Genomic DNA, 25,380 nt, shown 5'->3' with positions numbered 1-25,380 from the left:
ATTATACTCCTAAATTCCAGCCTTTTCTGTATTCACGTTTTACAAACTGATTAACTTCATCAAAGTTAGTTACTTTTAGATTTTGCTTATCCCAAAGCATTTTGATATCTCTTCCCGGATAGCTTATTCCACCATCAACCGCCCTGCGCTGCACATCTGTACCTCTGATCGCAAGATTGGCAATCAACAAGGTCTCAGTTAGTGGTCCAGCAATTTCAAATGGAGAGCTTAAGGCGATTTTACCATATCCTGCAATTGCCGCTTCCGCCCACTGTGAGTAATGACCTTCAACATCACCAGGAACTCTTGTCGCCTTAGGCTTAGTACGGTCCCTGGCATTTTCACTTAATGGTAATAAACGAGGATTTGCCCCATAGGTATCACAAATCATTTTACCTTTTGTTCCTATAAACAAGGTTCCATTGTCGCCAAAGCTCTCGTTAGGAAGCATTTCTTCCGGTCTTTCCGGCTTGATACCACCATCCATCCAATGCATCTGTAAGTTACCTTTCGTATTTTTATTCTTTTCAAAGGTCATGATAACATGACTGGATGGAGGACAGCTTTCTGGAAAATATCCTCTCCTAAATTCATCAACATAAACACTTCCCACGCTGCATTCCACACTGATAGGCGTGTCCAGCTCAAGTATTCTAAAAGGTGGCTCCACCAGGTGACAACCCATATCACCAATAGCCCCTGTACCGTAATCCCACCATCCTCTCCAGTTGAAGGGAACAAGTTTGTCTACGTAGGGCCTGGATGGGGCGCTACCTAACCACAAGTCCCAGTCCAATTCATTAGGCACCGTACCTGGAGTGGTTGGCCACTGAATTCCCTGAGGCCAAACTGGCCTGTCTGTCCAACAATATACGGTATGCACTTTCCCGATGATTCCGGCGTCAAACCAGTCTTGTAGTTTACGTACTCCTTCGCCAGAGGAGCCTTGATTTCCCATCTGGCTAACGATCTGATATTTCTTTGCCGCCTCGGTCAACATACGGGCTTCGTAAATGTCATGTGTCAGCGGTTTTTGAACATACACATGTTTTCCCAGTTGCATAGCGGCCATGGCAATCATTGCATGGTTATGATCCGGTGTCGATACGACTACTGCATCAATGCTCTTTGCTTCCTTATCTAACATTTCTCTGTAATCCCGATAGTATTTTGCCTTCGGAAAACGTTTAACCGATGTTGCGGCCCTTCTATCATCAACGTCGCACAAGAATGATATATCTGATTTACCGCCATTGAATACCCCGGTTAAATCGCTCTCGCCTTTACCACCAACTCCGACTCCTGCTACAGAGAGGCGGTCACTTGGTGCAAGAAATCCTTTGCCTCCTAAAACATGCCGTGGCACAATCATGAATCCGGCCGCTGCCAAGGCAGTGGTCTTTAGAAAGTGTCTTCTTGAGTTGTCTGAATTGGTTTTTTCGTTGTCCATAAGGTTTTATTTTATATTTGGTTTACTTAAGTCTTTAATTCTGATATTTCTAAATTTTAACGGGGAACCGTGCCCTAAAAAGCCAATATGGCCTTTTTCCGAAAGTAAACCGGGATGCTTCTGTTTATCAGCAGTGCCGTTCTTTCTTGCATCACTTAAGTCTCCATCAAGAATAACTTTGCCATTCAGCACTACTTTGATCTTTGCACCTTTTACGATAACCTCCTGATAGTTCCATTCCCCTGTAGGCTTCAATTGACCGCGCTTTGCAGGAAGAACTCCATAAACAGAGCCGTGATACTGGTAAACATGCAAATCTTTGTACATGGGAGCATCATTATCAAGAATCTGAAGCTCCATTCCGACGTACGCTGCATCACCCTCCATTGGTGTTCTGATACCTAGGCCATTGTTTGCTCCTGGTGTAAGTTGAAATTCAAATCTAAAAACGAAGTCACTAAACTCATCTTTAGTATATAGATTACCACCAGATCCCTTGCCAGACTTCGGACTCATAGCCAAATTACCATTTTCTGTTATATATTCCGCCGTGTTACCGGTCCAATTGAACATATTGGTACCGTCAAACAACACTTTATATCCTTCTTTCTTCTCTTTATTACTTAATTGAAATGGCTTGACCGCTGGCAAATCTTTGATGTAAATATCACGGTAAGCAACAGGTGAACCGTGTGCCTGCAACTCGATTTGTTCCATTGGAAATATCCCTTGGTTTTTATCCCAGTAATTTTCCAGGATGACGTTATCAGTTACCAGTTCACCGTTGAGGTATACTGTTACGCGATCACCTTTCATGATTATCCTGAAAGTGTTCCACTGGTTTAGCGGGTTATCGGCAACCTTTAAAGGCTTACTTGGATTTATCTGATTGTTATAGAGTCCTCCAGAGCCAACCTGAGCACCAACGTTGGTTCTTGCATTGTCCCAGATCTGAACTTGAGGAGTTCCTCTCAGATAAATTCCTGCATCACCCTCACCCTTCTTATCGTTTATGATCTTCCAGTCAACCATCATCTCAAAGTCTCCATACTTTTTTACAGTGGCCAGGTTATTTCCATGGCTGGTAAACAGCAATTCGCCGTCTTTTACGGTCCAACTTTCACGCATTTCCGCATCTGCTTTTACCTGTTCTGACTCTAGTGTTTTTGCATCCATCTTTGAGCGCTTTATTGGATCAGCTACAAGTCCCTTCCAACCAGCAAGATTTTTCCCATTGAAAAGAGGAACAAATCCTTCTTCTGTTTTCATCGCGTTGATGTAACTTTCTACCTTCGATCGCTCATTAGCCGATTGTATAGTATTTCCAACTGCAAGCGCCTTAGTCAACAGGCTCTTAATATATTCTCCGGTATAATCGCCAGTCAGAATAACTTTCAAAATAGTACTTGCAGCTTGTTGCTGTAATGAGGGATCGTCAAGATACCTACCTGCAAATGCGAGCGTATTAACAATCTTTAAATCCTCGCAACGCTTTAAAATGTCTTTTTGAGCTTCGGTACTTTTTGCGTTTGTGAAAGCAGCACGAAGTTGCAATAATTGTTGTTCAGGCGGATAGCCACCCTGCATAATCTGCGCAACTTCTAATTTCGAGGTCCATAGATTCTTTAATTCCGTTGAAAGATGGGGAGTGGCGAACTTTACAGCGGAAGCAAAATATTCCAAACTTGGATCGTCTGCAGCATCCGACAGATAAAGATCGCTATTGCTAGCATTCAAGTCAATAAGTAGACTAAGTGCGTTACTGCGGGTGGCGACCTGATCGGCCGACTTACTTCCAGCCATAATTTTTCGGCCAATCTCTCCTGCGAGTTTGTAATTACCTGCTTTGAGCAGCTGATCTGCGTATATCAAATATGACGCTACAATATTTCGGTTGTCATAATGATAATTAACTTTACTTGCAGCTTCACTAAACAGTGGCTCCGAACTTGGATCAGCTATATAGGAAAGCGCGTAAAATGTCATTTTGCGTAGTGACTGATCATCACTTGCAGTTAAGGCGTTTAAGCTCGTTGCGGCAGGTTTGTATTTTAAATCACCCAAGGCTTTGACTATTGCAAGTCTGGCAGAGCCAGTTGATGAAGGTAAAGCTGCAAATAAGGCGGCTTTTGAGCTTATAGTGTTAAGCTTAACCAAGGATCTAACTGCTGGATCAGAAAGAGACTGACTGTTTAAGTATCCCTTAAGAATGGAAACAGATTCTTCCTTTCCGACCAGCTCAAACTGGCTAATTAAAAACGCTTTATTTTGGTCGTCACTAATTCCAGTCAGAACTTTCGAATATGCTGCAACAGCCTTCTTCCTTGCCATTTCATTCCCTTGGCGGGATACGAATTCGGAAAGTGCTGCAATGGCATACGCTGCTTTCGTCTTGTTTAATTTGTCGTCGGTCTCCAACCTCCCAACTAATTTAACCAGCGTCGTGGGAGCCAGTTTACTTATTGTTAACACCGAGACATTAAGATCCGGCTGACTCATCGCGGGGAATCTGGAAAGCAGCGTGTCAATTTTGTTATCTTCTATAACTAACTTTCTGGGCTGGGCCTGTAAGGATACAAACCACATTGCAAGTAGCAGCGTAGTCGTACTAAGTCTTTTCGTATTAAATATCATAAGGTGCACGCATAACAGGATTAATCAATTTGTTAGCTTGAATGTCATCAACAAACACTTGACGCTCGGGATCGAATTTAAGTGATCTCCCTAGTTTTAATGCTGCCAGTCCGATGTTTACTATATTACAAGAGCGATGTCCGTTACCTTCGTTCAGCGCAAATTTTCTACGTGTTTTAACGGACTCCACAAAACTGGTCACCTGGGGCGCCGGCTCAGGAAATGTTGCCAACTTTTTTTCGAGATCTTGTATGTCCGATTTGAATCCGGGGAAAAGTTTTCCTTTCGGGCCCTCCAGATACGCTGCTTTATCATCGGTGCCATCGCCATCAAGAATGATCTGGCAACCGTCTTCATAAGTATAAGTTAATCTTCTCCAGGTACCTACGGCATCGTAATGTTGTTGTGGCGCATCAATTTCTACTGAAACCGGATTGGTATCGTCTTTACCTAAGAAATATTGCACAGGGTCCAGATAATGTTGTCCCATGTCGCTCAATCCTCCTCCATCATAGTCCCAGTACCCTCTGAACGTTTGATGTACGCGATGAGGATGATAAGGTTTAAAGGGGGCCGGGCCTAACCAGGCATCATAATCAAGTTCGGGTGGTATAGCTTCAGGAACCAAATTGTCCTTTCCCACCCAGTAAAACTTCCAGTCATAGCCGGTATGTTTGCCAACGGTTACCTTTAGTGGCCAGCCTAGCAATCCACTTTCAACAAGCTTTTTGATCTTTTTCACTTCAGTGCCCATGCCATAAAATACGTCGCTGTATCTAAACCACGTATTCAAGCGAAACATTCTACCATGTTTTTGAACAGCTTCTACAACGCGTTGCCCCTCTCCTATGGTGTGTGTCATTGGCTTTTCACACCAAATATCTTTTCCGGCGTTAGCGGCGTCGACCGCCATGATGCCATGCCAATGTGGAGGCGTGGCAATGTGCACAATATCTACCTCTGGTAACTTAATAAGTTCTCTGTAATCGCTAAAGGTTTTCACTCCTTTATCCAACATTCCTGCTGCATGCTCCAGGTGTCGCTTATCAACATCGCAAATGGCGACAACCTGGGTTCCATCATATCCAAAATGGCCTCTCCCCATTCCGCCTACCCCAATCACCGCTTTAGTCAAACGATCGCTGGGGGCAATAAAACCGTTACCACCTAATACATATCGAGGAACGATACTGAATGCAGCAACCCCAATTGCAGCTTTTTTAATAAACGCTCTTCTGATGTTTTGTGGCTCTTGAGGTTCCATATGTGTTTGAGGTTATTACTCAAATTTATCATAATATTTTAGATTACATGTAGATGCGACGAACGAAAACTATATTCGCTTTAGTTAAGCAGCTTTCGGTATTAATAGACATAAAAAAGCCACGCAATCGAATTGCGTGGCTTTTTAGATGTTGTGCGTATTACTTGCTGAATTTATATATCGATGACGTTTTGTATACCTTACCCGGGTTTAGTACCGTTGATGGGAAGGCTGGTTGATTTGGTGAGTCTGGGAAATGCTGAGTTTCCAGTGCAAGCGCCGTTCTGAAATCATCGGTAGAACCACCTTTAAATTTATTCTTGCTCTGCATAAAGTTACCACTATAGAATTGTAGTCCTGGCTCCTTCGTGTAGACATCCATGATAATCCCTGATTTATCTCCCTTAACAGTAGCGGCATGAGTCATTCCTAGCCCTTTAGTCCCATTCAACACATAATTATGGTCGTAACCTTTTCCGGCAGTAAGTTGCGCATCAACGGCATCAATTCTTTTTCCTATGCTTGTAGCAGTATTAAAATCAAATGGTGTGCTGGCAACAGCTACATTTTTACCAAGTGGAATTAATGTAGTATCTACCGGAGTATACTGATCAGCATAGATCTGAAGTACATGATTAAGAATAGTACCGCTTCCTTCACCATTTAAGTTGAAGAACGCATGATTTGTTAGGTTAACGACAGTTCTTTTATCGGTTGTTGCTTCGTAGTCCATTTTCAATTCGTTATCATCAGATAATGAGTAGGTGACCTTGATATTAAGATTTCCAGGAAAACCCTCTTCCATATCTTTCGACAGGTAAGACAGTTCTAATGTATGATCGTTAGACTGTTTTGCATCCCAAACTACATATTGATAACCTTTTTTGCCGCCATGCAAAGTGTTCTGTCCATTGTTTTTCGCCAAGGTATATTCTTTTCCATCAAGGGTAAATTTACCTTTAGCGATTCTGTTTCCAAAACGTCCGATGGTCGCACCAAAATACGGCTCGGTTGATTGGGCAAAACCGTCGATGCTGTCAAATCCAACAACAACATCTCTTAGGTTTCCTGCACTATCAGGTACCATGAGACTTACCAACCTACCACCGTAATTGGTGAAAGCGGCTTGCATATTGTTCTTGTTTTTCAAAATATACAGATTGGTTTTTTTCCCATCTATCTCTTTTTGGAACTTCATACTGTCTAATTGAAGACCAGTGCTTACGCTATCGGTCTGTGCCGTATCTGTACTCGACTTACTTGTGTCATTACAAGCAGCAATGGAGAGCATAAGAGCTGCTGCCAAAATAGGTGTTAACGATCGTTTCATGTTTACTAAAGGTTTTATAAGGTTAAACGAAGTTTAAATTCGTGATGGCAAATTAGTATTTTAAGATTAGAATACATAGTCCTAATTAACCTGCAATCAACGGTGGGGCCTCAAATAACTTCTGCAAACAAATGCAGGCGATCACTGTTTTAATTCAGGAGTTTTTTCTCCGCCTAAAACAAAAAATATGAGCGTCACACTTGAACAAGCAGAAAATATATCAGAAGCTGCGAAAGTTAAAGCTAAGGAAATCGGAGTACCAATGAATATTGCCATTGTTGATCAGGGAGCTAATTTGGTTTCTTTTCACAGGATGGACAATGCCTGGTTAGGATCTATTGATATTTCAATTAAAAAAGCTAAAACCGCACGGTTTTTCGACATGAATTCTGGCGAAATTGGAAACCTTTCTCAGCCCGGTGGCCCTTTATTCGGCATTGAGCATTCTAATGGGGGCTTAATTAGCTTCCCGGGAGGTGTATTGCTAACAGATATTTCTGGGAAGATTGTTGGAGCGATTGGCGTATCTGGTGGTAGTGTTGATCAAGACCACGAAGTAGCATCTGCCGGAGCAGCAAGCCTTTAGTTTTATATGGATGACAAGAAAGCCTTTGGTTTAGTACCAGAGGCTTTCCTGCATTTATTTGCGTCACTTCTACTCTAATTTGGAATATTGTTTGAATAAGGCCTAAAGTTTGTAGTATAGACTGCAACTAACCGTTTTATGATGAGCTCCCTAAACAATATTAGTCTATCTACCCCATCTCCACTAGCTCCACAGCCGCCGGAGATGGAGCGAAGGTTGGTGAGCTCACTTCGAATGAGAGACCAGCAGGCGCTTTCTACGTTGTATAACATGTATGCTGCATCATTAAAGGGTATTATTTTAAGAATAGTTATTCATGAAGAAACAGCAGAAGACTTGTTACAAGAAACGTTTGTAAAGATCTGGAATTCCATAGATAAATACGACGATAGTAAGGGCAGATTATTTACCTGGATGGCCAGATTGGCGAAGAACATGGCTATTGACCAGTTGAGGCGAAAAAGCCACATTAATAGCAATAAACATGTAGATATTGAGGAAAAGGTTGCTGATATTGATCATAGGCTTAGTTATAAGATTAACACAGACCTAATTGGTATTCGAACGCTGACCAAAACGATGAATCCTATGCAACGGTTGTTGTTGAATATGGTTTATTTCGAAGGTTACACACACAATGAAATCGCAGAAGAACTTAATCTTCCATTGGGTACGGTGAAAAGTAAAATTAGGTTTGCTTTGCTCCAGTTAAGAAAGATGTTTTAATACTATGGTGCTATTAATTCAATGTTCTCAACATTTACATTGGCGAGGAGTACTTCATTTCTAAAGTCTTCAAGGTTGGTAAATACAAGTTTCGAGAGTGTTCTACGCTCATAGCTAACTGTAAATTTAGCCTCATCAAACGGCCAGGGGGAAATTGATATTTTTCCGCTTCCACTGCTACGCATTTCATAAGCTTTACCGTCTGGCCCCCTGCTTATTTCTATTTTACGCTGTTCTGGTTGTATTAAACCCTGACAAATAAGAAGTGAAAAAGCATCGCAAAACTGAAGGAGGTCATATGCTGCATTGATATCAGTAAGCGTAATTCCAGAAACCTTTAACCAACGTTTCTCCTGTTTCTTTAGGTCTTTGCAGAACTGTGTAGCCTTAGCATCGCCTTCATAGACAAAGCAAATGTGCCGCGATATCAGCAACGCTATATAAACGCTTTTGGTCTCTGCCATTTTAATCAGCTTTTCGCAGAAATCTTCCCTGAATTCCGTTTCCTTAAAGTTTACAGGGCCGCCTTTGTCGTTTAGCAAATCATCGGTCTCGAATTCATTATATACATCATCATGTTCAGCTGTAGCAATAAGCGTCTCAACCCAGCGGTCTGGTAAAGGCTTAATTTTCCAATGTGCGCATATCTGGGCGGCGAGCAGCCCATGTGATCGCTGAGTAATGATTTCCCAGCATGATTCCGTGTAGTTCACAATCATAACCCGAATCTATATACTATTTTAAAAGGGACCATAGGCGTTATGTTTTTTTTCATGTTCCTCAATAGCTTTACCTATCGTGTTTGCATATTCATCATCGATCCAATCCGCAGTTTCCCAACTTATACCTTCCGAAGTCACATCTGGATATAAATGCGCCAGTCTAGTTTCACCTCTAAATACTTCATAAGTACCATCTTCTCTAGGGCGAACTAATAAGTGTGCGCCGCCAATCTTAAGCTCATAGGGATCCATTAAAAGTTTTGATTTGTAGTGTCATTATGCTGTTTTAATTTCCGTTACAAACAGCTGCGCAAACGATTTGTTTGAAATAGCATGCACTCTAATCCCGCGCTAAATGTTACGCCAATCGTATAAGCTAAAACGTCACTCCAAAGAAAGCCACGACCAAGAAGCAATGCCCAAAGGGTGGTGTTTCTAAGCGCATCAATCCATGGTTCATGGTAAAGCTGACTTATTTCTACCAAATAACAGACCCCTAAAGAGATAAGGAAGACCCATTTTATCTGAATAGAGATTAAAAGAAATCTGACAAGCAAAAACACCATTACGGACCATAATATATCCCCAACAATCAGCGGCACAATTACAGCATGCCTGGAGAGAAGTCCTGATATGATAACGACAATGATTAACAAGAAATAAACTAAGCGGCGTCGAAACATAAACTTAGGCCAGTTTGGTGTCCGACAAATCAATTTGCATTTCCTGCTTCCTAATCACCTCATCACTAAACTTTTTTTCCCGTCTGATTTGGTGAAGTTCTGTTCGTTGCACATGATAGAGGTCTTTCAGGACTTTGTTATATATTTTAATCTCAGCTGTCTCGATTTCATCGCATTCCATAGACTCCAGTCGTTTGGAGGAGTGTAGGAGCGCATGTTCCATCTCGTTTTTCAAATTACTTAGTAATCCTATGTTAGCTACTTCCGCCCCATACTCCTGCTCGATTCGTTCAATGGAGACTTTTAATAAGCGCAACCGGATGGACGCTTCTTGCTGCTCTTCGGGAATTTGAGGGTCAATCTCATCTATCTTCATTGTCTTAATTAACCAGGGAAGAGTAAGTCCCTGGAATACAAGTGTAACCAGGATCACTACAAACGTGATAAAGATAATGAGGTTACGATGAGGAAACGCGACGCCGCTAGTAATGGCAATAGGTATAGACAGTGCAGCAGCTAAAGATACTACTCCTCTCATCCCGGCCCAGCCCATTACAAGTGGCCCTTTCCAGCCAGGTGATGGCTCTGCACTTCTGATTTTAGCGGACAGCCATCTTGGAATATAGGTTGCAGTATAAATCCAAACGATTCTCAACGCGATCACCGTAGCACTGATAATCAGGCCATAGCTGCAGGCTTCCCAAAGAGAATAACCTTCCAGGCCAGAGATGATGACCGGTAGTTCCAGCCCTATCAATATAAATACCAGCCCATTAAGAATCAGAACTAATGTAGCCCAGACATTTATGGTTTGCAGGCGGCTTTTCCCATCCCTAAAGATTTCATGGGATCGATAAGAAAGGAATAAGCCGCCGGTAACTACTGCCATCACACACGAATAGTGAAACTGCTCTGCAGCAAGGTACATGAAGTATGGTGATATAAGGGTGAAAGCAGCATCAATACTTGCCGTTGTAGGTAAAAAACGGTGGATGGCATATACTAAATGAGCTACTGCTAAGCCTATCACAATTCCCATAACAGTACTCATAAAAAATTCTGTAGTTGCTTGAGAAAAAGAAAATTGACCTGTAATTACAGCAGCGAGCGCGAAGCGAAGAACAATTAAACTGGAGGCGTCGTTTACCAGGCTTTCACCTTCTAAAATGACATTTATCCGTTTAGGAATGGTAAGATTTTTCATAACGGAAGTTGCCGCTATTGCATCGGGTGGAGAGACAATTCCTCCCAAGACGAAGCCTAAGGCTACTGTGAAGCCCGGAATCATAGAAGAAGTTAAATAAGCCACCGCCATTGAAGTAAATATCACAAGACCAAAAGCTAATAGGCTTATTGGTCTTCGCCACTTCCAGAAATCGTTCCAGGATGTGTACCACGCAGCTTCATATAGCAAAGGTGGCAAGAAGACAAGAAAGATCACCTCTGGATCAATTGAGACCAATGGAATCCCTGGTATAAAACTTATGCCAAGGCCGGCAATTACAAGAAATATAGGGTAGGATATTTTAGCTTTCTGTGCAAGCATAATCAATAAAAATGCCGCAGAAAGTAGAATTAAGAACTGTAGAAGAGTATGGTGCATAGGGCTAAAATTTCGGCTTAAAAATAGAGTTATTCTTCAAATTGTAAGGCTGTCTGACAACATCGTTGACGTTTTTTCTATTTTTGATATCTTCATTAATGATGATTTTAGATTTGGTCTGTAATCGCTACCGTGCGACACTCCTAAACAAAAAAGCTATTTTAGGGTTATAATTAACAATTTTTTAACATAAGATTAAGCAATGAATTTTACAATTGAATTACAAGATATGATTGCGATGCTAGTTTCCATAGTGTGCGGAGGAGCAATTGGATTTGAACGGGAGTACAAAAATAAATCAGCTGGTTTAAGAACAATAATTTTGATTTCTCTCGGATCAACCATTTTCACAATCGTTTCTCGACATGGCGTCGGCGCAGATGATCGAATTTCAGCTAACATTATCACAGGAATCGGATTTATTGGTGCAGGCGTAATATTTCAGGACAAAGTATCTGTTCGGGGATTAACCACTGCGGCTGTAATATGGACATCTGCTGCGATTGGGATGACCATAGGAATAGGATATCATGCCTTAGCCCTGGCCCTTACATTAATTACACTTATCGTTCTCTTAATGGTGACATGGGTAGAAGTTATGATAGCAAAGCTGCAAAAGCAAAAGCTGCTCAGTGTAACATTTAGAGGTCCTGAATTTTCGCAAGTTTCAGTACTAGAGCATACGCTTACTGAAAGCGGCCTCCGGATTGAACGAATGGATGTTTTTAAAGATAGTGATCATATTGTGGCCTTCTTCAAAGTGTCTGGCAAAAAGCAGTATCTAGTAGCAATGAGCGAATCACTTGCTTCGATGCCAGAGATTGTTTCATTCGCCTAGTAGGATTATCAGACCTTATGTTTATATTTAGGAGGACCAATATGTTATAGTGTCCAATGCAAAACCTATTAACGCTCATGCAAATTTTAACTTTAAACACACTACGCCCGATCATATTAAGGGTAGCCTTTGTCGTATTTTTTATAGGTAACGCTACGTTTGGTGTACAAGGACAATCGGAGGAACTCCTGACAAAGTATCGCGATGGGTTCTGGAAAAGCTATCGTTCCAATTCTGATTCCGCATTAATCTATGCTCGTAAACTTGTAAAGCTTCCAGGATACGAGCCGTTTTTGAGAGAAGCTTTGCAACAGGATGCTTTTAGCTCTTTTCTTGATGTGACAAAGCAAAAATTAAAAGCAAAGGTCAAAGAAGAACAACAAAGTAGCTGGGAAAATTATTATCTCGAGGAAAAACTTCGGCAGTATAAAACATTAACCAAGCTTTACGAATCGAAAAACAATGAGCTCGTAAATAATGTAAAACCGCTTTACATTTTTGCCAGCGTAGACTTAAATATTGTCGATTCCCTTAAAGTCTCAGATTTAACCAAGTCCCTCATAAGTTACATCGCTAGTCAAAAGAACCTTTATCAGAGTTCTGCAGCCACTTATGGCTTATTTGTTTATAGAATTATCGAAAAAGATAAGCGGTATGAAAAATTGGCTGATGAATTAATTTCTTCGCTAGTATCAGTACTTGCAGTGAAACAATTATCAGGACAATATAATGGATACACCCAGGAACTGAGGGAACGTGCCTGGTATCGTTATGTAGTTGCATGTGCTAACTATTTTAAAGGCATTCAGCTTAGTCGTGCAGGTAGCACTAAAGAGGCATTAAAATATTATAGAACTGCAGCGGAGTATAGTGCGGATTTAACCGATTTAAATAATAATAGAGGATTTAGGACCGAGGCCATAACGCTACCAGAGGCGACTTCAAACCGGATTTATATGGCTTACTTAAAACAGCTGATAGGAGATCCTGCAAGTAAAGATGAAACTCTGAAAGCCTTATCACAAATGGCATTTCGAAACCCTATTGCATATAAAGAACAGTTGAGAACCTTTTATACTGAAACCAACCCTGTAAACGGTGACTTCTCTAGCTATTGGAATAATTTATTGAACTCGCAATTATCGAAATCACCAACATTCAAAATTAAAGGCATAGATGGCACAAAATATTCTTCCGTAACATCTGGTAAGTGGAAATTGATAGATTTCTGGGGGACCTGGTGTGGCCCATGTCGCGAGGAACATCCCATACTGGAAAAGCTTTTTGTTGAAAGAGATAAAAGCTTTTTCAATAACATTGAATTAATCACCATAGCCTGCCAGGATGAAGAAGAGAATGTCGAAAATTATCAAAAGCTATTTCGCTACACTTTTCCTGTAGCAATGTCAGACGGTAGAATAAATCAGCTTTTTAACGTGACTACATTCCCTACAAAAGTCTTGATGAGTCCTGAGGGAAATTCAATGACTATTCCCTATGGCATAGACTGGGTGAATTATGTAAAGGCATACGTCTCAAAATAACTTGAGTCACCACTCAAGCACAGGGAAACAATCTTCCTTTTTTCTTCAAACCAAATGATGAAAAGGTGGTTGTTGAAGCAAAAGTCAGTTTTAATTATGAAAAACAAAAAAGTGCTGATCCCGATGCTAGCATTAGGACTCTATGCTACAAATGTTATTGCGCAGCGAGGCATACCTCCAAAGGATGTTACCAGATCAGTTTCCATAACGAAGTACGCCCAGGTGATGGATTTCAAACCTGAAATGTTAAACCTATTAAAAGTACCAGCCGGTTGGCAGGTTAGTCTTGCCGCGTCAGGCTTAGGCAAACCAAGAATGTTATATACCAGTCCTGAAGGGAATGTTTACGTCACCAGAAGAGATGGCGGTGATGTGCTGATGCTTCAGGATAGAGACGGTGATAACAAGTTTGAAAATCTCGTAACAGTGGTTTCAAATTTTAAAGGCGTCCATGGCATTACTATGAAAGACGGCTGGATGTATCTTGCAAATAATAACGAAGTGAAACGCTACCCAGTTAAACCTGATGGCACTCTAGACGTTGCAAAGGGTGAACTGCTGATAAAAGATCTTCCAGATGGAGGACAGCATCCAAACCGAACGATGGACTTTGGTCCAGATGGCATGTTGTACATTAGTGTTGGTTCCCTTTGTAACGATTGCAAAGAAAGTGATAAGGAAACAGCGGTTATGCTTCAAGTGAATCCTGCAAACTGGAGCAGGACTTTATATGCAAGCGGGCTCCGTAATATGATTGGGTTTGATTGGCATCCGCAAACAAAGGAAATGTGGGGGGCTGATAACGGAGGAGACACGAAGGGTAGTAATTGGCCTCCTGAAGAAGTAAACCAGATAAAGCAAGGTGCTGATTATGGCTTCCCATATGCTTACGGAAAGCAAGAAGTAGACAAAAGCCGCGAGGATCCTCCCGGGAATACAAAAGAAGCGGTAGTTAAAAATACGGAGCCTTCAGTTCTTGAATTGACTGCACACATGGCGCCAATAGCGTTTACTTTCTTTCGAGGAGCAGCAAATATACCGGCTGACTGGTCAGGAGACGCTTTGGTTGCGTGGCACGGATCGTGGAATGCAGAACAACCTGTAGGGTTTAAGGTACAGCGGATACACTTCCAGAATGGCAGAGCTGTCAAGGCAGAAGATTTTCTTACCGGATTTCTTCAAGGAGATTCAAGATTTGGAAGGCCTGCTGGAATCACCGTTACTAAGAGTGGCGTAATCTATATTTCTGATGATGCTAGTGGAAACATATATGCAGTAAAGACAACCAAGTAACATGAAACCAATTAAGTATATTGCTCTAGGAGCCATCGCAGTTGCGGCTTTCGCGGCTGCAAAACCCGAACCTTCGCCAAGAATAGAATTCAGTGCGTTGGAATCCTACCCCGAAGGAATCACTTATGATCAACCTTCGAATCTGTATTATGTGTCATCAGCGAGGCTTGGAAACCTTGGTACAGTTAGCCCTAAGGGTGAGTATAAAGTTTTACATGCAGATAGTACGCTAAAGTCAACTTACGGAATCAAAGTTCACCCGGATGGTAAGCGTTTATTTGCTTGTGTATCAGATGCCAACTATAGTAAATTCACTAATCCTGCAACTAGGATGAAGATGGCTAGACTTATTAGTATAGACCTGAAAACAGGTAAAAGATTGTCTGATATTGACTTATCCACATTATTACCGGGCAAGCATTTTGCAAATGACCTTGCTTTTGATGGTCAGGGAAACGCTTATGTAACCGACAGTTTTGCAGGAGCTATTTACAAGGTAACACCAGAAGGAAAAGCCTCAGTATTTTCTAAACATGAGCTCTTCCGAACCGAAGGTGTTGGGGTAAACGGAATAGTGTTTCATTCCGCTGGCTTTTTGATTGTAGATAACAGTGCAAAAGGACAATTGTATAAAATTGATCTTCGGGATCCACAAAACGTTCAAAAGATAGTAATTGATCAATATTTCCTCGGAGCTGACGGTTTGGTTTTGAATGATAAAAATCTGTTAACTATGGTGGTCAACGGTGGAAATGATAAGATTTTTCAACTATCCACGACAGACAATTGGGCTTCGGCGAAAGTTACCGCATCAACTTCTACAGAGGATCGTTTTACTTACCCCTCAACGGCCACACTAAAAGGAAAGGAAGTATGGGTTATGAATGCTCAGTTTAATCAGTTGTTAGATAGCAATGCAGTTCCTGTAAAGAAGTTTGCAATACAGCAGGTGGCCTTTAAGCCAGCAAAATAACTTTTAAGCGCAAATGCCTATTGGCATTTGCGCTATTAGGCATACCTTTTGCTAAAGGGTTAGTATGAAAACTAAACACCTTCCAGATCAGCTGGTTGATTGCGCGGTTCAACTAGCCCTTTACTCATTGCCAGGTATGGCGGATACTGATAGAGACGCCCGCGAAGCATATAAAGCGCTTGCTACAGAAATATTTTTTGTTAAGCCACGAAATTCCTTTCGTCGCTTAACTCATTACAAAACCAAAAGGCCTCGTATGAAGAGTACTGTTGAAGTTATTTAAACGCTTCCTTACCAGATTGTTCGTTACCAACGAAAACCCACAATGCTCCATTAAGATACTTGTTAAAAACTCTATTGACATCAGCAACTGTCACCGCGTTTACCTTTTCAACTAATCTTTCTTCTAGTCTAAAATCGCCAAGAATCTCCGCTTTTCCCAGGTTGCTAACTAGTGTAACTGCACTTTCCTGGTCGCTATAACTGTCGAGTCTGTAACTTTTTTTTATTTCTTTAATAACGTTGGTATTATAACTTCCTTCCTTGACGTCAGTAAAAGCCTCCATCATCCCTTGAACAGCTTTTTTTGGTTGAGTAGTACTTACGTAAAGCGAAGTATAAGGCATCTGTAGCATTTTAACTGTCGCTCCCGGTGCGTAAGACAAAGCTTGCTCTGTCCTTAGTTTGAAATGCAAATAGCTACTTAAGACAGTTATGGCAAGACTGAAGGCCGGATAGTCAGGGTTACTCATCTTAGGTGCATTCATCACCCTGCTGATATAATTTGTAGGAATGTTACGCTGTGCGGTGAACAGACGATCTCCGGTTAAAGCTGCAACTGAATACTCAGGCACTTCATATGGCTTGGCTTTCAAACTGGCAAATGCTACCATAATCTTTTCCTCCAACTCTTTCTTGCTAATTTTTCCCGCCACTACCAGGAACATCCGATCTCTGTTTAATAGGGTGTCATAATAATAATTTTTAACACTATCTTGATTAAACTTGCGGAGAGATATCTCGGTGCCTAAGGGAGGCGTACTGTAACGCGTAGCTATGAACATATTCGCCATAGTCATTTGTTCAACAAGCGCCTCAGGCGACGACTCGCGGGCATGCGTGACAGAAATGATTCGTTCTTTCTCATTGGAAAATTCGCCTTGATCAAATACTGGATTAACGATAGCGTCTGAAAATAGCTTCCAGCCCTCGTTGAAATATTTATTTATGCAGTTCAAACTGATTACCCCATAGTCGGTGGTAGAAGCGCCTGAAATGTTTATGCCGTATTCATCAGCCAATTCTTTATAGTCTTGAACGCTATAGTTTTTCGTGCCACAAGTAGTGGCGGCAGCTAATGCAAGGTTTTCTATACCTGCGTTCGAGGGTTCGTAATTCATTACACCTCCCCTGTAAAACATTGCGATGCTCACCGTCTCTTTTTGAGTCGGACGAAATATTACTTTTAAACCGTTAACACTGAAGGTCGTCGCTGAAGTTTGAGAAAACGCTCCTTCTGCAGTAATGATTAAGAATAAGCCTATTAAGAATGATTTCATGAGCATTAGTTATTTTTAAAGAAAAGTTCTGGCTTGACGCTTTCTACAAGGGTGTTATGAATAAGAAGACCCGCGGTATGCGGCTTACCACTTATGTATTTTTTAACATAGTCAATCAGGTCTTTCCTGGTCACCTTATTTACGTTTTCTTCATAACTGTTATAATAATCGATTGACGCGGATGCCCACCAAAACGAAATCAGATGTGCGTACTCAGAAGTTACCTCGCGACGTTGCACCTGCTCGATAGCTAATAATCTTTTTGCTCGTTCAATTTGAGCATCAGTAAGATAATTTTCGCCATCCCAAAGTGCAAGTTGTTTGAGTACCTCATCGTAACATTCTTTCAGTTTCGCTGGATTAGGGCTCACTCCCAACCTTATTGGTCCAGTATATTTCTGAGTGTAATAGCCAACGTTTACGTCTCTTGCTAATCCTGTATTGATTAAAGCCGTTTTAAGTTTTGAGCCATTTTGGTTCACCAGATACGAGAAAACATCGGCGACATAAGTACCCAGCACGTCATTTCTTGTGTCGGGTCCATGCCAGCTGAATTGTATTTCCGGATCTAAAAGGTTATCAGTCTTTAAGATATAATAATCACTTTGGGTCAATGGTGCTACTTCTGGAATAGGCCATTTTTTAAAGGGGTCAAAAGTGGAACTCTCCCAACTTCCGAAGATGCTTTCTGCCGCAGTAAATGCTTCTGCTGTTTTGACATCGCCAGCGATAACAAGCACAGAGTTATTAGGCCAGTAGTATTTATTCCGGATTGAGTCCATTTTTGCAGGAGTGGCCGAGAGAATTATATCATGATTTCCTACAACATTCTTACGGGAGTAGTTAGTCCCCCATAAACGTCTGCTATCGGCTTCAATAAACTCGAACATGGGGTTTGACTCGTGTCTTGTAAATTCGGCATTAACTACTTCATTTTCATTTTTCATGTCCTCTTCTCTGAAAAGAGGAAATCTAATTGCGGAGTTCATAAATTTTAAGCCCTCTTTCATATTCAATGCGGGCAGTGTGAAGTAATAATTTACTACTTCTTCTCTCGTTGTTGCATTAGAATTTATTTCTAAATCATTACTCTTTTGTATGAAACTAGTGCGCGTGGGATAATCCTTATTAGCAGAAAAGAAAAGATGTTCATATAAGTGACTTAATCCATTGTACTCGTCCGGTTCCGTAAATGAACCATTTCTGCATGCAATCTCAATGGTAGCGAGCGGGACTGTATTGTCGACGATCACAATTACTTCAAGGCCATTCTTTAATTTATGGCGAAACATATTTTCAGCTACCTTATGCTGAGAAAAGGCGGATAAAGAGCATATGCCGAAAGCAATAATCAGCGAAAATCTAATGAACATAAGTTTTTGATTGGGTTACTTTTCGTTAATCAAATAAGTAGATTATTTACTAATAAACCAAATCAAATGCGAAATTGTGAAGCTTAGTCTATTCCACTTGAAACAACATTGCATGCTGCCTAAGTTCTTCAGAAGAAATTTGTTTAGGATCGTAATACTGCTTTTCTAAAAGTCCAAGTTCTATGCTAATCCTCCCACTGGTAGTCCTGATTAGACATTCACCATTTTCTACTGTACTTGAAATGTACCTGCCTATGCCCCGGTTGAAATCCGAAAATCTAAGCACTAACTCATGCAAAATAAATACTGGATATTTCATGATTAAAGGTATCACCATACTGTTAAGTCAATGTTAAGATATAGTTAATTTTTACTTAACATAAATTTAACATTTAACGAATCGAAAGAGGTTGTCATTAACTATAATACACTGCCAAATTGAAACTTTTAAACAAAAGTTTTTAATATTGGTTATGTAGAAAAACAGTATTAACCTTAACAAAACAAAATGGGAAATTTACTTTACATCATCGCGGTCATATTTGTCATAATATGGGCTATCAGTTACTTGGGCGGATTTTACACCGGTGGAATCATCCATATCTTATTGGTAATTGCAGTAATTGCAGTTTTACTAAAGGTTATCAGAGCGTAGCCTTCTACTAATGCTAACATTGGCAGCATTATTGTTAAGCGGTGAACATGCACAGGTTTATCTTACCATTAATGCTGCTTTTGCTTTTTGGATGTAACCAAAGAACACCAACTTTGACAACAGAAACTCGTATTTCTAAAATTGATACCAGTCACCTAGTACCGATTGCCCCTCCACTACTGAAAGCTTCGAAGGATCCCATTTTAAGTATTCGTAAAGCGGTCCAACATATAAATACCAGCAAGCTAAAACGAAAACAGTTTGATTTCATGTGTGATGAAGTTATGAAAGTTGATTACTATTTCCTGAACAAAGAAATAGTTAAGATCGCTATTGATTTTGGCACGATTGGAGATGTTTATGCTAAAGAAGAGTATTACTATACATCTGGCAAACTTATTTTTGTTTATGAACTTGTTGAAGGCGGCCCAGCCTGTGAAGGTTGCATAAAAACAGATGAGTATCGTACATATATACAAGATAATAATGTTATTAAACACCTGAAAAACAAAAATGTAGCGAAATGTAGAAAATGCGACTTTAATCATGCGACCAGACACTACAAACTGCTTTCGCTGACCACTACGAAGCAGATTAGAGCATTGATGTGTTCGTTAAGATGAAAGTTAGAATATTAAATTCTAAAACTACAGCGAAAAATCTTCAAGAAAAACAAATATCGTAAGTTTACCAGATTTGATTTTGTTAGGAAAATGGCCGAAGTATCTTATATCGCCCGATTGAATCTAAATTTGCAAAAAAGAAATCCCCCAGAAGGTTAAACACTTCTGGGGGATTTCTTTGAGTCAGCTAATTTAGCTTAAAAAATAAATCTAAAAGCCAGACCAAATCGTCCGACCTCTGTTCCTAAAAATCTATTGTCACCCACATAGATAGATGGTCTCCAGTCGAATGCCAAAGCTAAAGGTGCACCGCTTAATTTGTAATCCACACCTATCATTGGGACTAAATAAACAGCCGTATAATTGTCGCCAAACGCATATCTATTTTTATCATAAATCTGAATTTTCGGACCACCTCCTAGATACCAATCTAAGCCAGTTGCTCCTTTTACAGGAGCGTTGTATTGCAGAAACCCTTGGATGACAGTTGTATGACCACCAAATAAAACCTCGACCTGTCCTGCAGTATTCCTGTTAAAATGATGTCTTAAAGAGGGACCAACTAATGTTTGACCGTCTCCGAAGTCAATACCTAAGCCTAATCCGGTCTTGTAATTCTGTGCACTAACTTGTGTTGATGTGCTTGCAAACAACGCAAGGCAGGTTAAAATAGTAAATAGTTTTTTCATAATTATTAAATATGTGTTTTAACATGCATGCCTAACAATTTTCGAGCCGATAATACTTTTTGACTCGATTTTTCAATAAAAGGATAACTACCAAACGAAGTGTTCATGCTTTTGTTAAAGGACATGGCTGTGCTGACTAAGCCTTCTCTACTAGTGATTGGAAGGTGACTTTTTATTGCAAGTTTAATTTTATTATTACTCACAATATAATTTTCGGTTAACTTCATTAATCGTTCAGTGTTCATTGGCAGCTTCAAAATATCTCCTACCCTACTAAACAAAATTACGAGGCTTTTAGGAACCGTCCATGACCTGGACTTTTTTCCGATACTGCTAGAAATAATCTGAACTACTTCAGTCACCGCTAGAGGTTCATCATCTGCAAGGTTGTAAATTCCGGAGGGAACAGGCTTACTGATTATTTCATTAATGAAAAAACAAAAGTTTTGGGCACTTAAGAACGATCTTTTATTTTCGAATGCTGCAAGTGGATAGGGAATTCCGACTTTAATAAATTTATAAAGCAAGTTGAGATTGCCTTTGTTCCCAGGCCCATGTATCATGCAGGGCCGCAAAATAATTAAACGTTTATCAGCCGGCAAGCTCTGCTTCAAAAGGTATTCTTCGGCCAGATATTTAGACTTCCCATAATCACTTCCCGGATTTGGAACTACGTTTTCATCTAGTATCCCTTCGACCTTATCTGCGACTGCCTTGACAGAGCTAACAAAGATGAAGGTCGATACCGTTGAGCGTAGAAATTGATCGAATAAATTCTTGGTTAAATCATAGTTAGCGGACAGATAAGTCTGATAGTTTGAACTGTTTGTCAAATCGTGCGCCTTTGCTGCCAAATGAATAATTGTATCAAAGTCCTGAATTCTATCAACTGTCGATTTAAAGTTAGAGCTACGGCTAATAGGTACGATATCAAAAAAAGTATTGGGGAGATAATACTTAAGAGATTGGCCGAGGAAACCTGAAAACCCTGTTACACCAATCGTTTTTGTTGTCTTGTAAACGCCAACATTTTCTGCGCCCATCACTGCCTTATAAAGATCATTCGAAATCATAGGATTGCTTTCTGTGTATATTTGCAACACCTTCTAATTAACACATGTTCTGGTTTTACTACGGGTTATTCATAAAAGAAATACCCTAAATATCAAGGCTAAACGGCAGCTTTACTGTATTTATACGGACTTACCCAATTTTAGAATGCACTTTATTGCTAAAATATACCCAGAAACCGGCGTGTCGACCAAAAATCCTTACTATAAAACTCTTCAACTTCTGCGCTTACAGGCGTATATTTTAACTCACGTTTCAATTTTAAGAATTCTTTTAGTGCTAGATAATACCAGGGAATCGAATTTAAGCCATGCTGAGACACACATCTTAGATTATTAAGAAAAACTCTCCATAGATAAACCGATCGGTGTTTTTTGTTAAAGTACTTGTACACGATTGCCATTTCATTTTTTACCGAATAGGTAACAAGACGTTTAGAACTTCTATTAATGTTGCTTGTGCGGTGCCTAACGGTACAATCTGCAAAATAGAGAATTTTAAAACCGGCTTCCATGCAGCGTATCCCATATTCATATTCATTTGTATACAAGAAAATCCAGTCTGCGTACCCTCCTATTTTCTCATAAAGTGCTCTACGAATAATTGCCCCGCAACCAATAAATCCTGCATATTGCGAAAGGTTATTCCATTCTCCTGTTTGAAATGCTCCGCCAGTAATGTTTAAGGCAAGAATGCCAATATCCTGGTTATTATCTAAGTACTCAAAAGCAGAGTCTAGCCCAGATTCAAGATGGCTATCATCGTCTAAAACTACAAAGTAATTGCCCTTTGCTATTGCGAATCCAAGATTCCATGCGGGCGCACCTGTATTGACCTTATTTTCTATGATTGTTACGTTTGGAAACTCACTTTTAACCATGGCTGAACTACCATCGAGGGATGCATTGTCAACTACTATTAATTGATAATTAACTAAGTCAGACTGCAGAAGCGTCAGCGTATTATTTATAGTAGTACGAAGTTCGACTTTACGGTTGTAGTTGACAATTATAAATGATGCTTTCATGGCTTGAATTTATGTAGTGTGGAGCTCCAGCTCAGTAGGGACTACCATATCTTTTAATGACCTCTCTTTATGACCTATGACCTTGTGATGTCTCAAGAATTCTTTAAGCACTATCAGAAAACCGTTAAGTTTAATGAGATAATAGTTGAGACGTAATCCATTGAGTCGTGCTATTGTTAATAGATACTGGTAGTAGATGCAGGCTGTTGGGAATTCCATACCGCTTCTTCCCGATTTCTTACTTACAATACGATCCCTCATTGTAGCCAGACGATCTTTATAGGTATAAGAGCTTGCTAGAGTAAGTTGAGAGATTAAAAATCCTTTTAACGGAATCTGCGCTATTTCCGCAAGCTCACGATTGGCCTCGTACTCGTTAACCCAAAGCTGCTCAAAATTGAATGTGTTTTGATTGATATGGACGTTGTAGTGGTATCGGCCGCTGTTAAGTCGCCAGCTAACCATGCGATTATTTGTATAGTAAAAACTCCCGCCGCTAGCTTTGACGAGTTGCGCAACAAACACGCGATCTGTGGTACGCGGCAGCTTAGGGTCAAACCAAATGTTATTTTTAACAATAGAGGCGGTTCTGAAAATATGCTGATGCAACACTCCCACAGAATGGAACTCAAGGTAATTGACGTCTAGAAAAGTCTTTTTTAAATAATCGTTTAAATCAAACACTCCGCATTCTTTCCAATTCGGGTAGACATCCTCCTTAAATTCCATATCAGCAAGTACCATTGAAATCTGTTCATTGCGACTAAGATATTGTAGGTACTTCCGTATGTCAAACGTTAAGAATATGTCGTTTACATTCATTAGGATCAGAAACTCTCCTTTGCTAAGTTCGATAGCCTTATTCCAGTTTTCTATCCTTCCAATGTTATGAGTATTCAGGTAATATCTTAAGTTGGGGTAAATTCGCTGTAAATTTTTAATCACAGTCTCCGTAGCGTCGGTGGAACAGTTGTCCACCACCAATATTTCATACTCTTCAGTCCTCAGTCCTAAATTTACAATTGAATCGAATAGGTCATGAAGATTTTCTCCACCATTATACGTAGGAACTGCGATGGTTAGAAAATCCTTAACCAAACCTGATTCGCCTAACACTGTTTGATAGCCCTCCATGTCACTTAAGCTGAGTCACCTTTAGAAAATGTTCGTATTCATTTGGAGTACCCAGGATGACGTGTCTGTCAGCTTTATCCAAAACATATTTCTTACCTGCCTGTATCAGATAGTTATACATCGGAGCAATATAAAATTCCCCTTTGGTAGTAAGATTGTTCTTTTCGTGGTATTCAAACGTTTCCTTAAAATCTGCAACCTTAGTAAATGTATATAACCCTGTCAGCGCGTAGGAAGATATTACTTCCTTCTCCTGTACATTGGTAACGTACTGCCCATCTTCATCAAGAGAAGCAAAAGAGAAACGGTTCTCGATGCTTTCAAAGTATCCCAAAACTCCGTCGTTGTTTGCGGAAAGCAACTTTCGTTCAAGAGTGGCCGACTGAAAGTAGGTATCTATATTAAAAATTACCAAGGGTTCCTGATCGTTGCATGCAGAAAGCGATAGGTATACGGTTTCTGCCTGTCCACGGGTAACCTCGTCCAAAAAGATGAACTTGTTATTAAGTTCAGGATATATTTGATTAATCTTGGAAGACAGAGAAAATTCACTTTCATGCGCTTTTAAGCCGATGAATACAACCGTAGTAGCCAGATGCAAAGGAAGCGAAGACAAGCTCCATTCCAATAAGGTTTTACCATGCGCTTCAAGCAGCATTTTTGGTAGCGTATAGCCAGATTTGACAAAGCGGTTACCTAATCCCGCCATTGGGATGATAAAATTCATGGCGCTAGAAGTTGTTTTTCTTTTGATATTGGAAGGCCTTCCCCATCGTCACCAATTTCATCCCAGCTGGTAAACCGGAACGCATTATCATCAATGTATACGTCTGCATGAGGCTTTCCGAAGTAAATCTCATCATAGGGAACATTATACTGTTCCAGCCAGTTCAATGTGACAAGGGAGATCCTCGCGGTAACCAGACCTAAATTACCCTTGCAAGTTTTCATATGCCTCGCAGTATTAATGATAATGTAGTGACCGGCTTCCTTAAGCTCCCTTAATTTTTCAGGTGCACCTTCTACAGGTAGCAGGTTATCGTAAGTTTCTCCTTCTTTTTTGAGGCGGCAAATCACGCCATCCAGATCAATACAAAGTCTCATATATTTTCATTTATTATTTTAAGTCCATGAATAAACATTACTTTCTGCCGGCTATTAGAATCTGCGTGCATTGGTGGCATGCTGATAAACAGGGTGCCAACAATCAGCATGATATCGCTAAAGGAATAACCAAGGCTCTTAACAAGTTCTTCAGCGCGATTCTCTATGATTCGGGAGTTGTCTTTGAAAAATATTTTATAATTAATTACCTCTCCGTCAACTTCAAGCTTATAAAGATTATTTACCAAATAGTCATATCCTCCAACTGCCGAGTGCAAGAGTTTAGCAAGATCATATTTCACATCTCCGTAAAGACCTTTGCAGTTTTCACCAAAGCTGCCACGTGGATCTATCAATTTGATCAACCGGTGTGAAACGTCGTATAAAATATTGTTGAAGCAAAAGTCACCGTGAGCAACACCAAAGTCGTTTTCCTCATATAGGTCGGTTATCCGTTTAAAAAGCTTATCCTTAACCTTTCCGTAACCGAGGCAGTTCG

Annotated in this window: 27 protein-coding genes; 9 read left to right on the top strand and 18 right to left on the bottom strand. The window is 40.3% G+C overall.

Features of this window, described 5'->3' with window-relative positions:
• Position 1: 1 nt before the first annotated feature.
• The 4 genes from WKF66_RS13255 to WKF66_RS13240 all read right to left on the bottom strand — a co-directional run bounded on the left by WKF66_RS13255 (position 2) and on the right by WKF66_RS13240 (position 6,678).
• The gene (locus WKF66_RS13255) at positions 2 to 1,450 is read right to left on the bottom strand and encodes a Gfo/Idh/MocA family protein (RefSeq protein WP_489674944.1); all 1,449 of its coding nucleotides are present in this window, start codon (positions 1,448 to 1,450) and stop codon (positions 2 to 4) included.
• A 6-nt stretch (positions 1,451 to 1,456) separates the two neighbouring features.
• The gene (locus WKF66_RS13250; protein ID WP_489674943.1) at positions 1,457 to 4,084 is read right to left on the bottom strand and encodes a DUF1080 domain-containing protein; all 2,628 of its coding nucleotides are present in this window, start codon (positions 4,082 to 4,084) and stop codon (positions 1,457 to 1,459) included.
• A complete protein-coding gene (locus WKF66_RS13245; RefSeq protein ID WP_489674942.1) occupies positions 4,074 to 5,348 on the bottom strand; it encodes a Gfo/Idh/MocA family oxidoreductase in 1,275 nt (424 codons plus the stop codon). The genes WKF66_RS13250 and WKF66_RS13245 overlap by 11 nt, the downstream gene beginning before the upstream one ends.
• Positions 5,349 to 5,508: 160 nt before the next feature.
• Positions 5,509 to 6,678: an aldose epimerase family protein gene (locus tag WKF66_RS13240; RefSeq protein ID WP_489674941.1), complete on the bottom strand. Its 1,170-nt coding sequence runs from the start codon at positions 6,676 to 6,678 to the stop codon at positions 5,509 to 5,511.
• A 187-nt stretch (positions 6,679 to 6,865) separates the two neighbouring features.
• Here WKF66_RS13240 and WKF66_RS13235 point away from each other — a divergent pair, with 187 nt between their 5' ends.
• Both WKF66_RS13235 and WKF66_RS13230 read left to right on the top strand, forming a co-directional pair.
• A complete protein-coding gene (locus WKF66_RS13235; protein WP_489674940.1) occupies positions 6,866 to 7,264 on the top strand; it encodes a GlcG/HbpS family heme-binding protein in 399 nt (132 codons plus the stop codon).
• Between the two features lie 138 nt (positions 7,265 to 7,402).
• Positions 7,403 to 7,990: an RNA polymerase sigma factor gene (locus tag WKF66_RS13230; protein ID WP_489674939.1), complete on the top strand. Its 588-nt coding sequence runs from the start codon at positions 7,403 to 7,405 to the stop codon at positions 7,988 to 7,990.
• A 2-nt stretch (positions 7,991 to 7,992) separates the two neighbouring features.
• Here the strand turns inward: WKF66_RS13230 and WKF66_RS13225 are convergent, their stop codons facing one another.
• From WKF66_RS13225 to WKF66_RS13210, 4 genes are read right to left on the bottom strand one after another with little or no spacing between them, the layout of a single operon-like run.
• The gene (locus tag WKF66_RS13225) at positions 7,993 to 8,709 is read right to left on the bottom strand and encodes a DUF3891 family protein (protein WP_489674938.1); all 717 of its coding nucleotides are present in this window, start codon (positions 8,707 to 8,709) and stop codon (positions 7,993 to 7,995) included.
• A gap of 21 nt (positions 8,710 to 8,730) precedes the next feature.
• Positions 8,731 to 8,964 (bottom strand): hypothetical protein, encoded by a 234-nt coding sequence (locus tag WKF66_RS13220; RefSeq protein ID WP_489674937.1) that lies wholly within the window; start codon positions 8,962 to 8,964, stop codon positions 8,731 to 8,733.
• A gap of 44 nt (positions 8,965 to 9,008) precedes the next feature.
• Positions 9,009 to 9,395 carry a ribosomal maturation YjgA family protein gene (locus WKF66_RS13215; RefSeq protein WP_489674936.1) on the bottom strand — a complete coding sequence of 129 codons (387 nt, stop codon included), beginning with the start codon at positions 9,393 to 9,395 and terminating at the stop codon, positions 9,009 to 9,011.
• Between the two features lie 4 nt (positions 9,396 to 9,399).
• Positions 9,400 to 10,998: a Na+/H+ antiporter gene (locus WKF66_RS13210; RefSeq protein WP_489674935.1), complete on the bottom strand. Its 1,599-nt coding sequence runs from the start codon at positions 10,996 to 10,998 to the stop codon at positions 9,400 to 9,402.
• Positions 10,999 to 11,236: 238 nt separating this feature from the next.
• On the opposite strand from WKF66_RS13210, the gene WKF66_RS13205 reads away from it, so the two are divergent.
• From WKF66_RS13205 to WKF66_RS13185, 5 genes are all read left to right on the top strand, one after another.
• Complete coding sequence (locus WKF66_RS13205; protein ID WP_489674934.1) at positions 11,237 to 11,836, top strand: MgtC/SapB family protein; 600 nt, start codon at positions 11,237 to 11,239, stop codon at positions 11,834 to 11,836.
• Between the two features lie 77 nt (positions 11,837 to 11,913).
• On the top strand, positions 11,914 to 13,380 hold the full coding sequence (locus WKF66_RS13200) for a TlpA family protein disulfide reductase (protein ID WP_489674933.1): 1,467 nt from the start codon (positions 11,914 to 11,916) through the stop codon (positions 13,378 to 13,380).
• Positions 13,381 to 13,476: 96 nt separating this feature from the next.
• A complete protein-coding gene (locus tag WKF66_RS13195) occupies positions 13,477 to 14,673 on the top strand; it encodes a PQQ-dependent sugar dehydrogenase (RefSeq protein ID WP_489674932.1) in 1,197 nt (398 codons plus the stop codon).
• 1 nt (position 14,674) lies between these two features.
• Entirely contained in the window at positions 14,675 to 15,646 is a 972-nt protein-coding gene (locus WKF66_RS13190) for a gluconolaconase (protein ID WP_489674931.1), read from the top strand.
• Between the two features lie 64 nt (positions 15,647 to 15,710).
• Positions 15,711 to 15,929, top strand: coding sequence for a hypothetical protein (locus WKF66_RS13185; RefSeq protein WP_489674930.1), 219 nt, complete (start codon positions 15,711 to 15,713; stop codon positions 15,927 to 15,929).
• Here the strand turns inward: WKF66_RS13185 and WKF66_RS13180 are convergent.
• The 3 genes from WKF66_RS13180 to WKF66_RS13170 all read right to left on the bottom strand — a co-directional run bounded on the left by WKF66_RS13180 (position 15,922) and on the right by WKF66_RS13170 (position 18,897).
• Complete coding sequence (locus WKF66_RS13180) at positions 15,922 to 17,205, bottom strand: M16 family metallopeptidase (RefSeq protein WP_489674929.1); 1,284 nt, start codon at positions 17,203 to 17,205, stop codon at positions 15,922 to 15,924. The two genes, WKF66_RS13185 and WKF66_RS13180, sit on opposite strands and share 8 nt — an antisense overlap.
• Before the next feature lie 5 nt (positions 17,206 to 17,210).
• Positions 17,211 to 18,578: a M16 family metallopeptidase gene (locus tag WKF66_RS13175; RefSeq protein ID WP_489674928.1), complete on the bottom strand. Its 1,368-nt coding sequence runs from the start codon at positions 18,576 to 18,578 to the stop codon at positions 17,211 to 17,213.
• A gap of 88 nt (positions 18,579 to 18,666) precedes the next feature.
• Positions 18,667 to 18,897, bottom strand: coding sequence for a hypothetical protein (locus tag WKF66_RS13170; protein ID WP_489674926.1), 231 nt, complete (start codon positions 18,895 to 18,897; stop codon positions 18,667 to 18,669).
• A gap of 189 nt (positions 18,898 to 19,086) precedes the next feature.
• On the opposite strand from WKF66_RS13170, the gene WKF66_RS13165 reads away from it, so the two are divergent.
• Complete coding sequence (locus tag WKF66_RS13165; RefSeq protein ID WP_489674925.1) at positions 19,087 to 19,233, top strand: lmo0937 family membrane protein; 147 nt, start codon at positions 19,087 to 19,089, stop codon at positions 19,231 to 19,233.
• 47 nt (positions 19,234 to 19,280) lie between these two features.
• On the top strand, positions 19,281 to 19,856 hold the full coding sequence (locus WKF66_RS13160; protein WP_489674924.1) for a hypothetical protein: 576 nt from the start codon (positions 19,281 to 19,283) through the stop codon (positions 19,854 to 19,856).
• 197 nt (positions 19,857 to 20,053) lie between these two features.
• Here WKF66_RS13160 and WKF66_RS13155 read toward each other — a convergent pair whose 3' ends face one another.
• The 7 genes from WKF66_RS13155 to WKF66_RS13125 form a co-directional block, all read right to left on the bottom strand.
• Positions 20,054 to 20,545 carry a hypothetical protein gene (locus tag WKF66_RS13155; protein WP_489674923.1) on the bottom strand — a complete coding sequence of 164 codons (492 nt, stop codon included), beginning with the start codon at positions 20,543 to 20,545 and terminating at the stop codon, positions 20,054 to 20,056.
• A 5-nt stretch (positions 20,546 to 20,550) separates the two neighbouring features.
• Positions 20,551 to 21,618 (bottom strand): NAD-dependent epimerase/dehydratase family protein, encoded by a 1,068-nt coding sequence (locus WKF66_RS13150; RefSeq protein ID WP_489674922.1) that lies wholly within the window; start codon positions 21,616 to 21,618, stop codon positions 20,551 to 20,553.
• Between the two features lie 158 nt (positions 21,619 to 21,776).
• A complete protein-coding gene (locus tag WKF66_RS13145) occupies positions 21,777 to 22,643 on the bottom strand; it encodes a glycosyltransferase family 2 protein (RefSeq protein WP_489674921.1) in 867 nt (288 codons plus the stop codon).
• Between the two features lie 9 nt (positions 22,644 to 22,652).
• Entirely contained in the window at positions 22,653 to 23,777 is a 1,125-nt protein-coding gene (locus tag WKF66_RS13140) for a glycosyltransferase family 2 protein (protein WP_489674920.1), read from the bottom strand.
• A 1-nt stretch (position 23,778) separates the two neighbouring features.
• Positions 23,779 to 24,504 carry an NTP transferase domain-containing protein gene (locus WKF66_RS13135; protein ID WP_489674919.1) on the bottom strand — a complete coding sequence of 242 codons (726 nt, stop codon included), beginning with the start codon at positions 24,502 to 24,504 and terminating at the stop codon, positions 23,779 to 23,781.
• A complete protein-coding gene (locus WKF66_RS13130) occupies positions 24,501 to 24,881 on the bottom strand; it encodes a hypothetical protein (protein ID WP_489674918.1) in 381 nt (126 codons plus the stop codon). The genes WKF66_RS13135 and WKF66_RS13130 overlap by 4 nt, the downstream gene beginning before the upstream one ends.
• On the bottom strand, positions 24,878 to 25,380 hold a 503-nt coding region (locus WKF66_RS13125), incomplete at its 5' end, for a hypothetical protein (protein ID WP_489674917.1). The genes WKF66_RS13125 and WKF66_RS13130, both read right to left, overlap by 4 nt.

The sequence above is a fragment of the Pedobacter sp. genome (assembly GCF_037719805.1).
Classification (GTDB): Bacteria; Bacteroidota; Bacteroidia; order Sphingobacteriales; family Sphingobacteriaceae; genus Pedobacter.
This window is presented reverse-complemented; position numbering and strand designations above follow the sequence as displayed.

Bases quoted from the DNA above. Each gene is read 5' to 3' on its own strand.
- WKF66_RS13255 (WP_489674944.1), bottom strand. From the start codon at position 1,450: ATGGACAACGAAAAAACCAATTCAGACAACTCAAGAAGACACTTTCTA.
- WKF66_RS13250 (WP_489674943.1), bottom strand. From the start codon at position 4,084: ATGATATTTAATACGAAAAGACTTAGTACGACTACGCTGCTACTTGCA.
- WKF66_RS13245 (WP_489674942.1), bottom strand. From the start codon at position 5,348: ATGGAACCTCAAGAGCCACAAAACATCAGAAGAGCGTTTATTAAAAAA.
- WKF66_RS13240 (WP_489674941.1), bottom strand. From the start codon at position 6,678: ATGAAACGATCGTTAACACCTATTTTGGCAGCAGCTCTTATGCTCTCC.
- WKF66_RS13235 (WP_489674940.1), top strand. From the start codon at position 6,866: ATGAGCGTCACACTTGAACAAGCAGAAAATATATCAGAAGCTGCGAAA.
- WKF66_RS13230 (WP_489674939.1), top strand. From the start codon at position 7,403: ATGATGAGCTCCCTAAACAATATTAGTCTATCTACCCCATCTCCACTA.
- WKF66_RS13225 (WP_489674938.1), bottom strand. From the start codon at position 8,709: ATGATTGTGAACTACACGGAATCATGCTGGGAAATCATTACTCAGCGA.
- WKF66_RS13220 (WP_489674937.1), bottom strand. From the start codon at position 8,964: ATGGATCCCTATGAGCTTAAGATTGGCGGCGCACACTTATTAGTTCGC.
- WKF66_RS13215 (WP_489674936.1), bottom strand. From the start codon at position 9,395: ATGTTTCGACGCCGCTTAGTTTATTTCTTGTTAATCATTGTCGTTATC.
- WKF66_RS13210 (WP_489674935.1), bottom strand. From the start codon at position 10,998: ATGCACCATACTCTTCTACAGTTCTTAATTCTACTTTCTGCGGCATTT.
- WKF66_RS13205 (WP_489674934.1), top strand. From the start codon at position 11,237: ATGCTAGTTTCCATAGTGTGCGGAGGAGCAATTGGATTTGAACGGGAG.
- WKF66_RS13200 (WP_489674933.1), top strand. From the start codon at position 11,914: ATGCAAATTTTAACTTTAAACACACTACGCCCGATCATATTAAGGGTA.
- WKF66_RS13195 (WP_489674932.1), top strand. From the start codon at position 13,477: ATGAAAAACAAAAAAGTGCTGATCCCGATGCTAGCATTAGGACTCTAT.
- WKF66_RS13190 (WP_489674931.1), top strand. From the start codon at position 14,675: ATGAAACCAATTAAGTATATTGCTCTAGGAGCCATCGCAGTTGCGGCT.
- WKF66_RS13185 (WP_489674930.1), top strand. From the start codon at position 15,711: ATGAAAACTAAACACCTTCCAGATCAGCTGGTTGATTGCGCGGTTCAA.
- WKF66_RS13180 (WP_489674929.1), bottom strand. From the start codon at position 17,205: ATGAAATCATTCTTAATAGGCTTATTCTTAATCATTACTGCAGAAGGA.
- WKF66_RS13175 (WP_489674928.1), bottom strand. From the start codon at position 18,578: ATGTTCATTAGATTTTCGCTGATTATTGCTTTCGGCATATGCTCTTTA.
- WKF66_RS13170 (WP_489674926.1), bottom strand. From the start codon at position 18,897: ATGAAATATCCAGTATTTATTTTGCATGAGTTAGTGCTTAGATTTTCG.
- WKF66_RS13165 (WP_489674925.1), top strand. From the start codon at position 19,087: ATGGGAAATTTACTTTACATCATCGCGGTCATATTTGTCATAATATGG.
- WKF66_RS13160 (WP_489674924.1), top strand. From the start codon at position 19,281: ATGCACAGGTTTATCTTACCATTAATGCTGCTTTTGCTTTTTGGATGT.
- WKF66_RS13155 (WP_489674923.1), bottom strand. From the start codon at position 20,545: ATGAAAAAACTATTTACTATTTTAACCTGCCTTGCGTTGTTTGCAAGC.
- WKF66_RS13150 (WP_489674922.1), bottom strand. From the start codon at position 21,618: ATGATTTCGAATGATCTTTATAAGGCAGTGATGGGCGCAGAAAATGTT.
- WKF66_RS13145 (WP_489674921.1), bottom strand. From the start codon at position 22,643: ATGAAAGCATCATTTATAATTGTCAACTACAACCGTAAAGTCGAACTT.
- WKF66_RS13140 (WP_489674920.1), bottom strand. From the start codon at position 23,777: ATGGAGGGCTATCAAACAGTGTTAGGCGAATCAGGTTTGGTTAAGGAT.
- WKF66_RS13135 (WP_489674919.1), bottom strand. From the start codon at position 24,504: ATGAATTTTATCATCCCAATGGCGGGATTAGGTAACCGCTTTGTCAAA.
- WKF66_RS13130 (WP_489674918.1), bottom strand. From the start codon at position 24,881: ATGAGACTTTGTATTGATCTGGATGGCGTGATTTGCCGCCTCAAAAAA.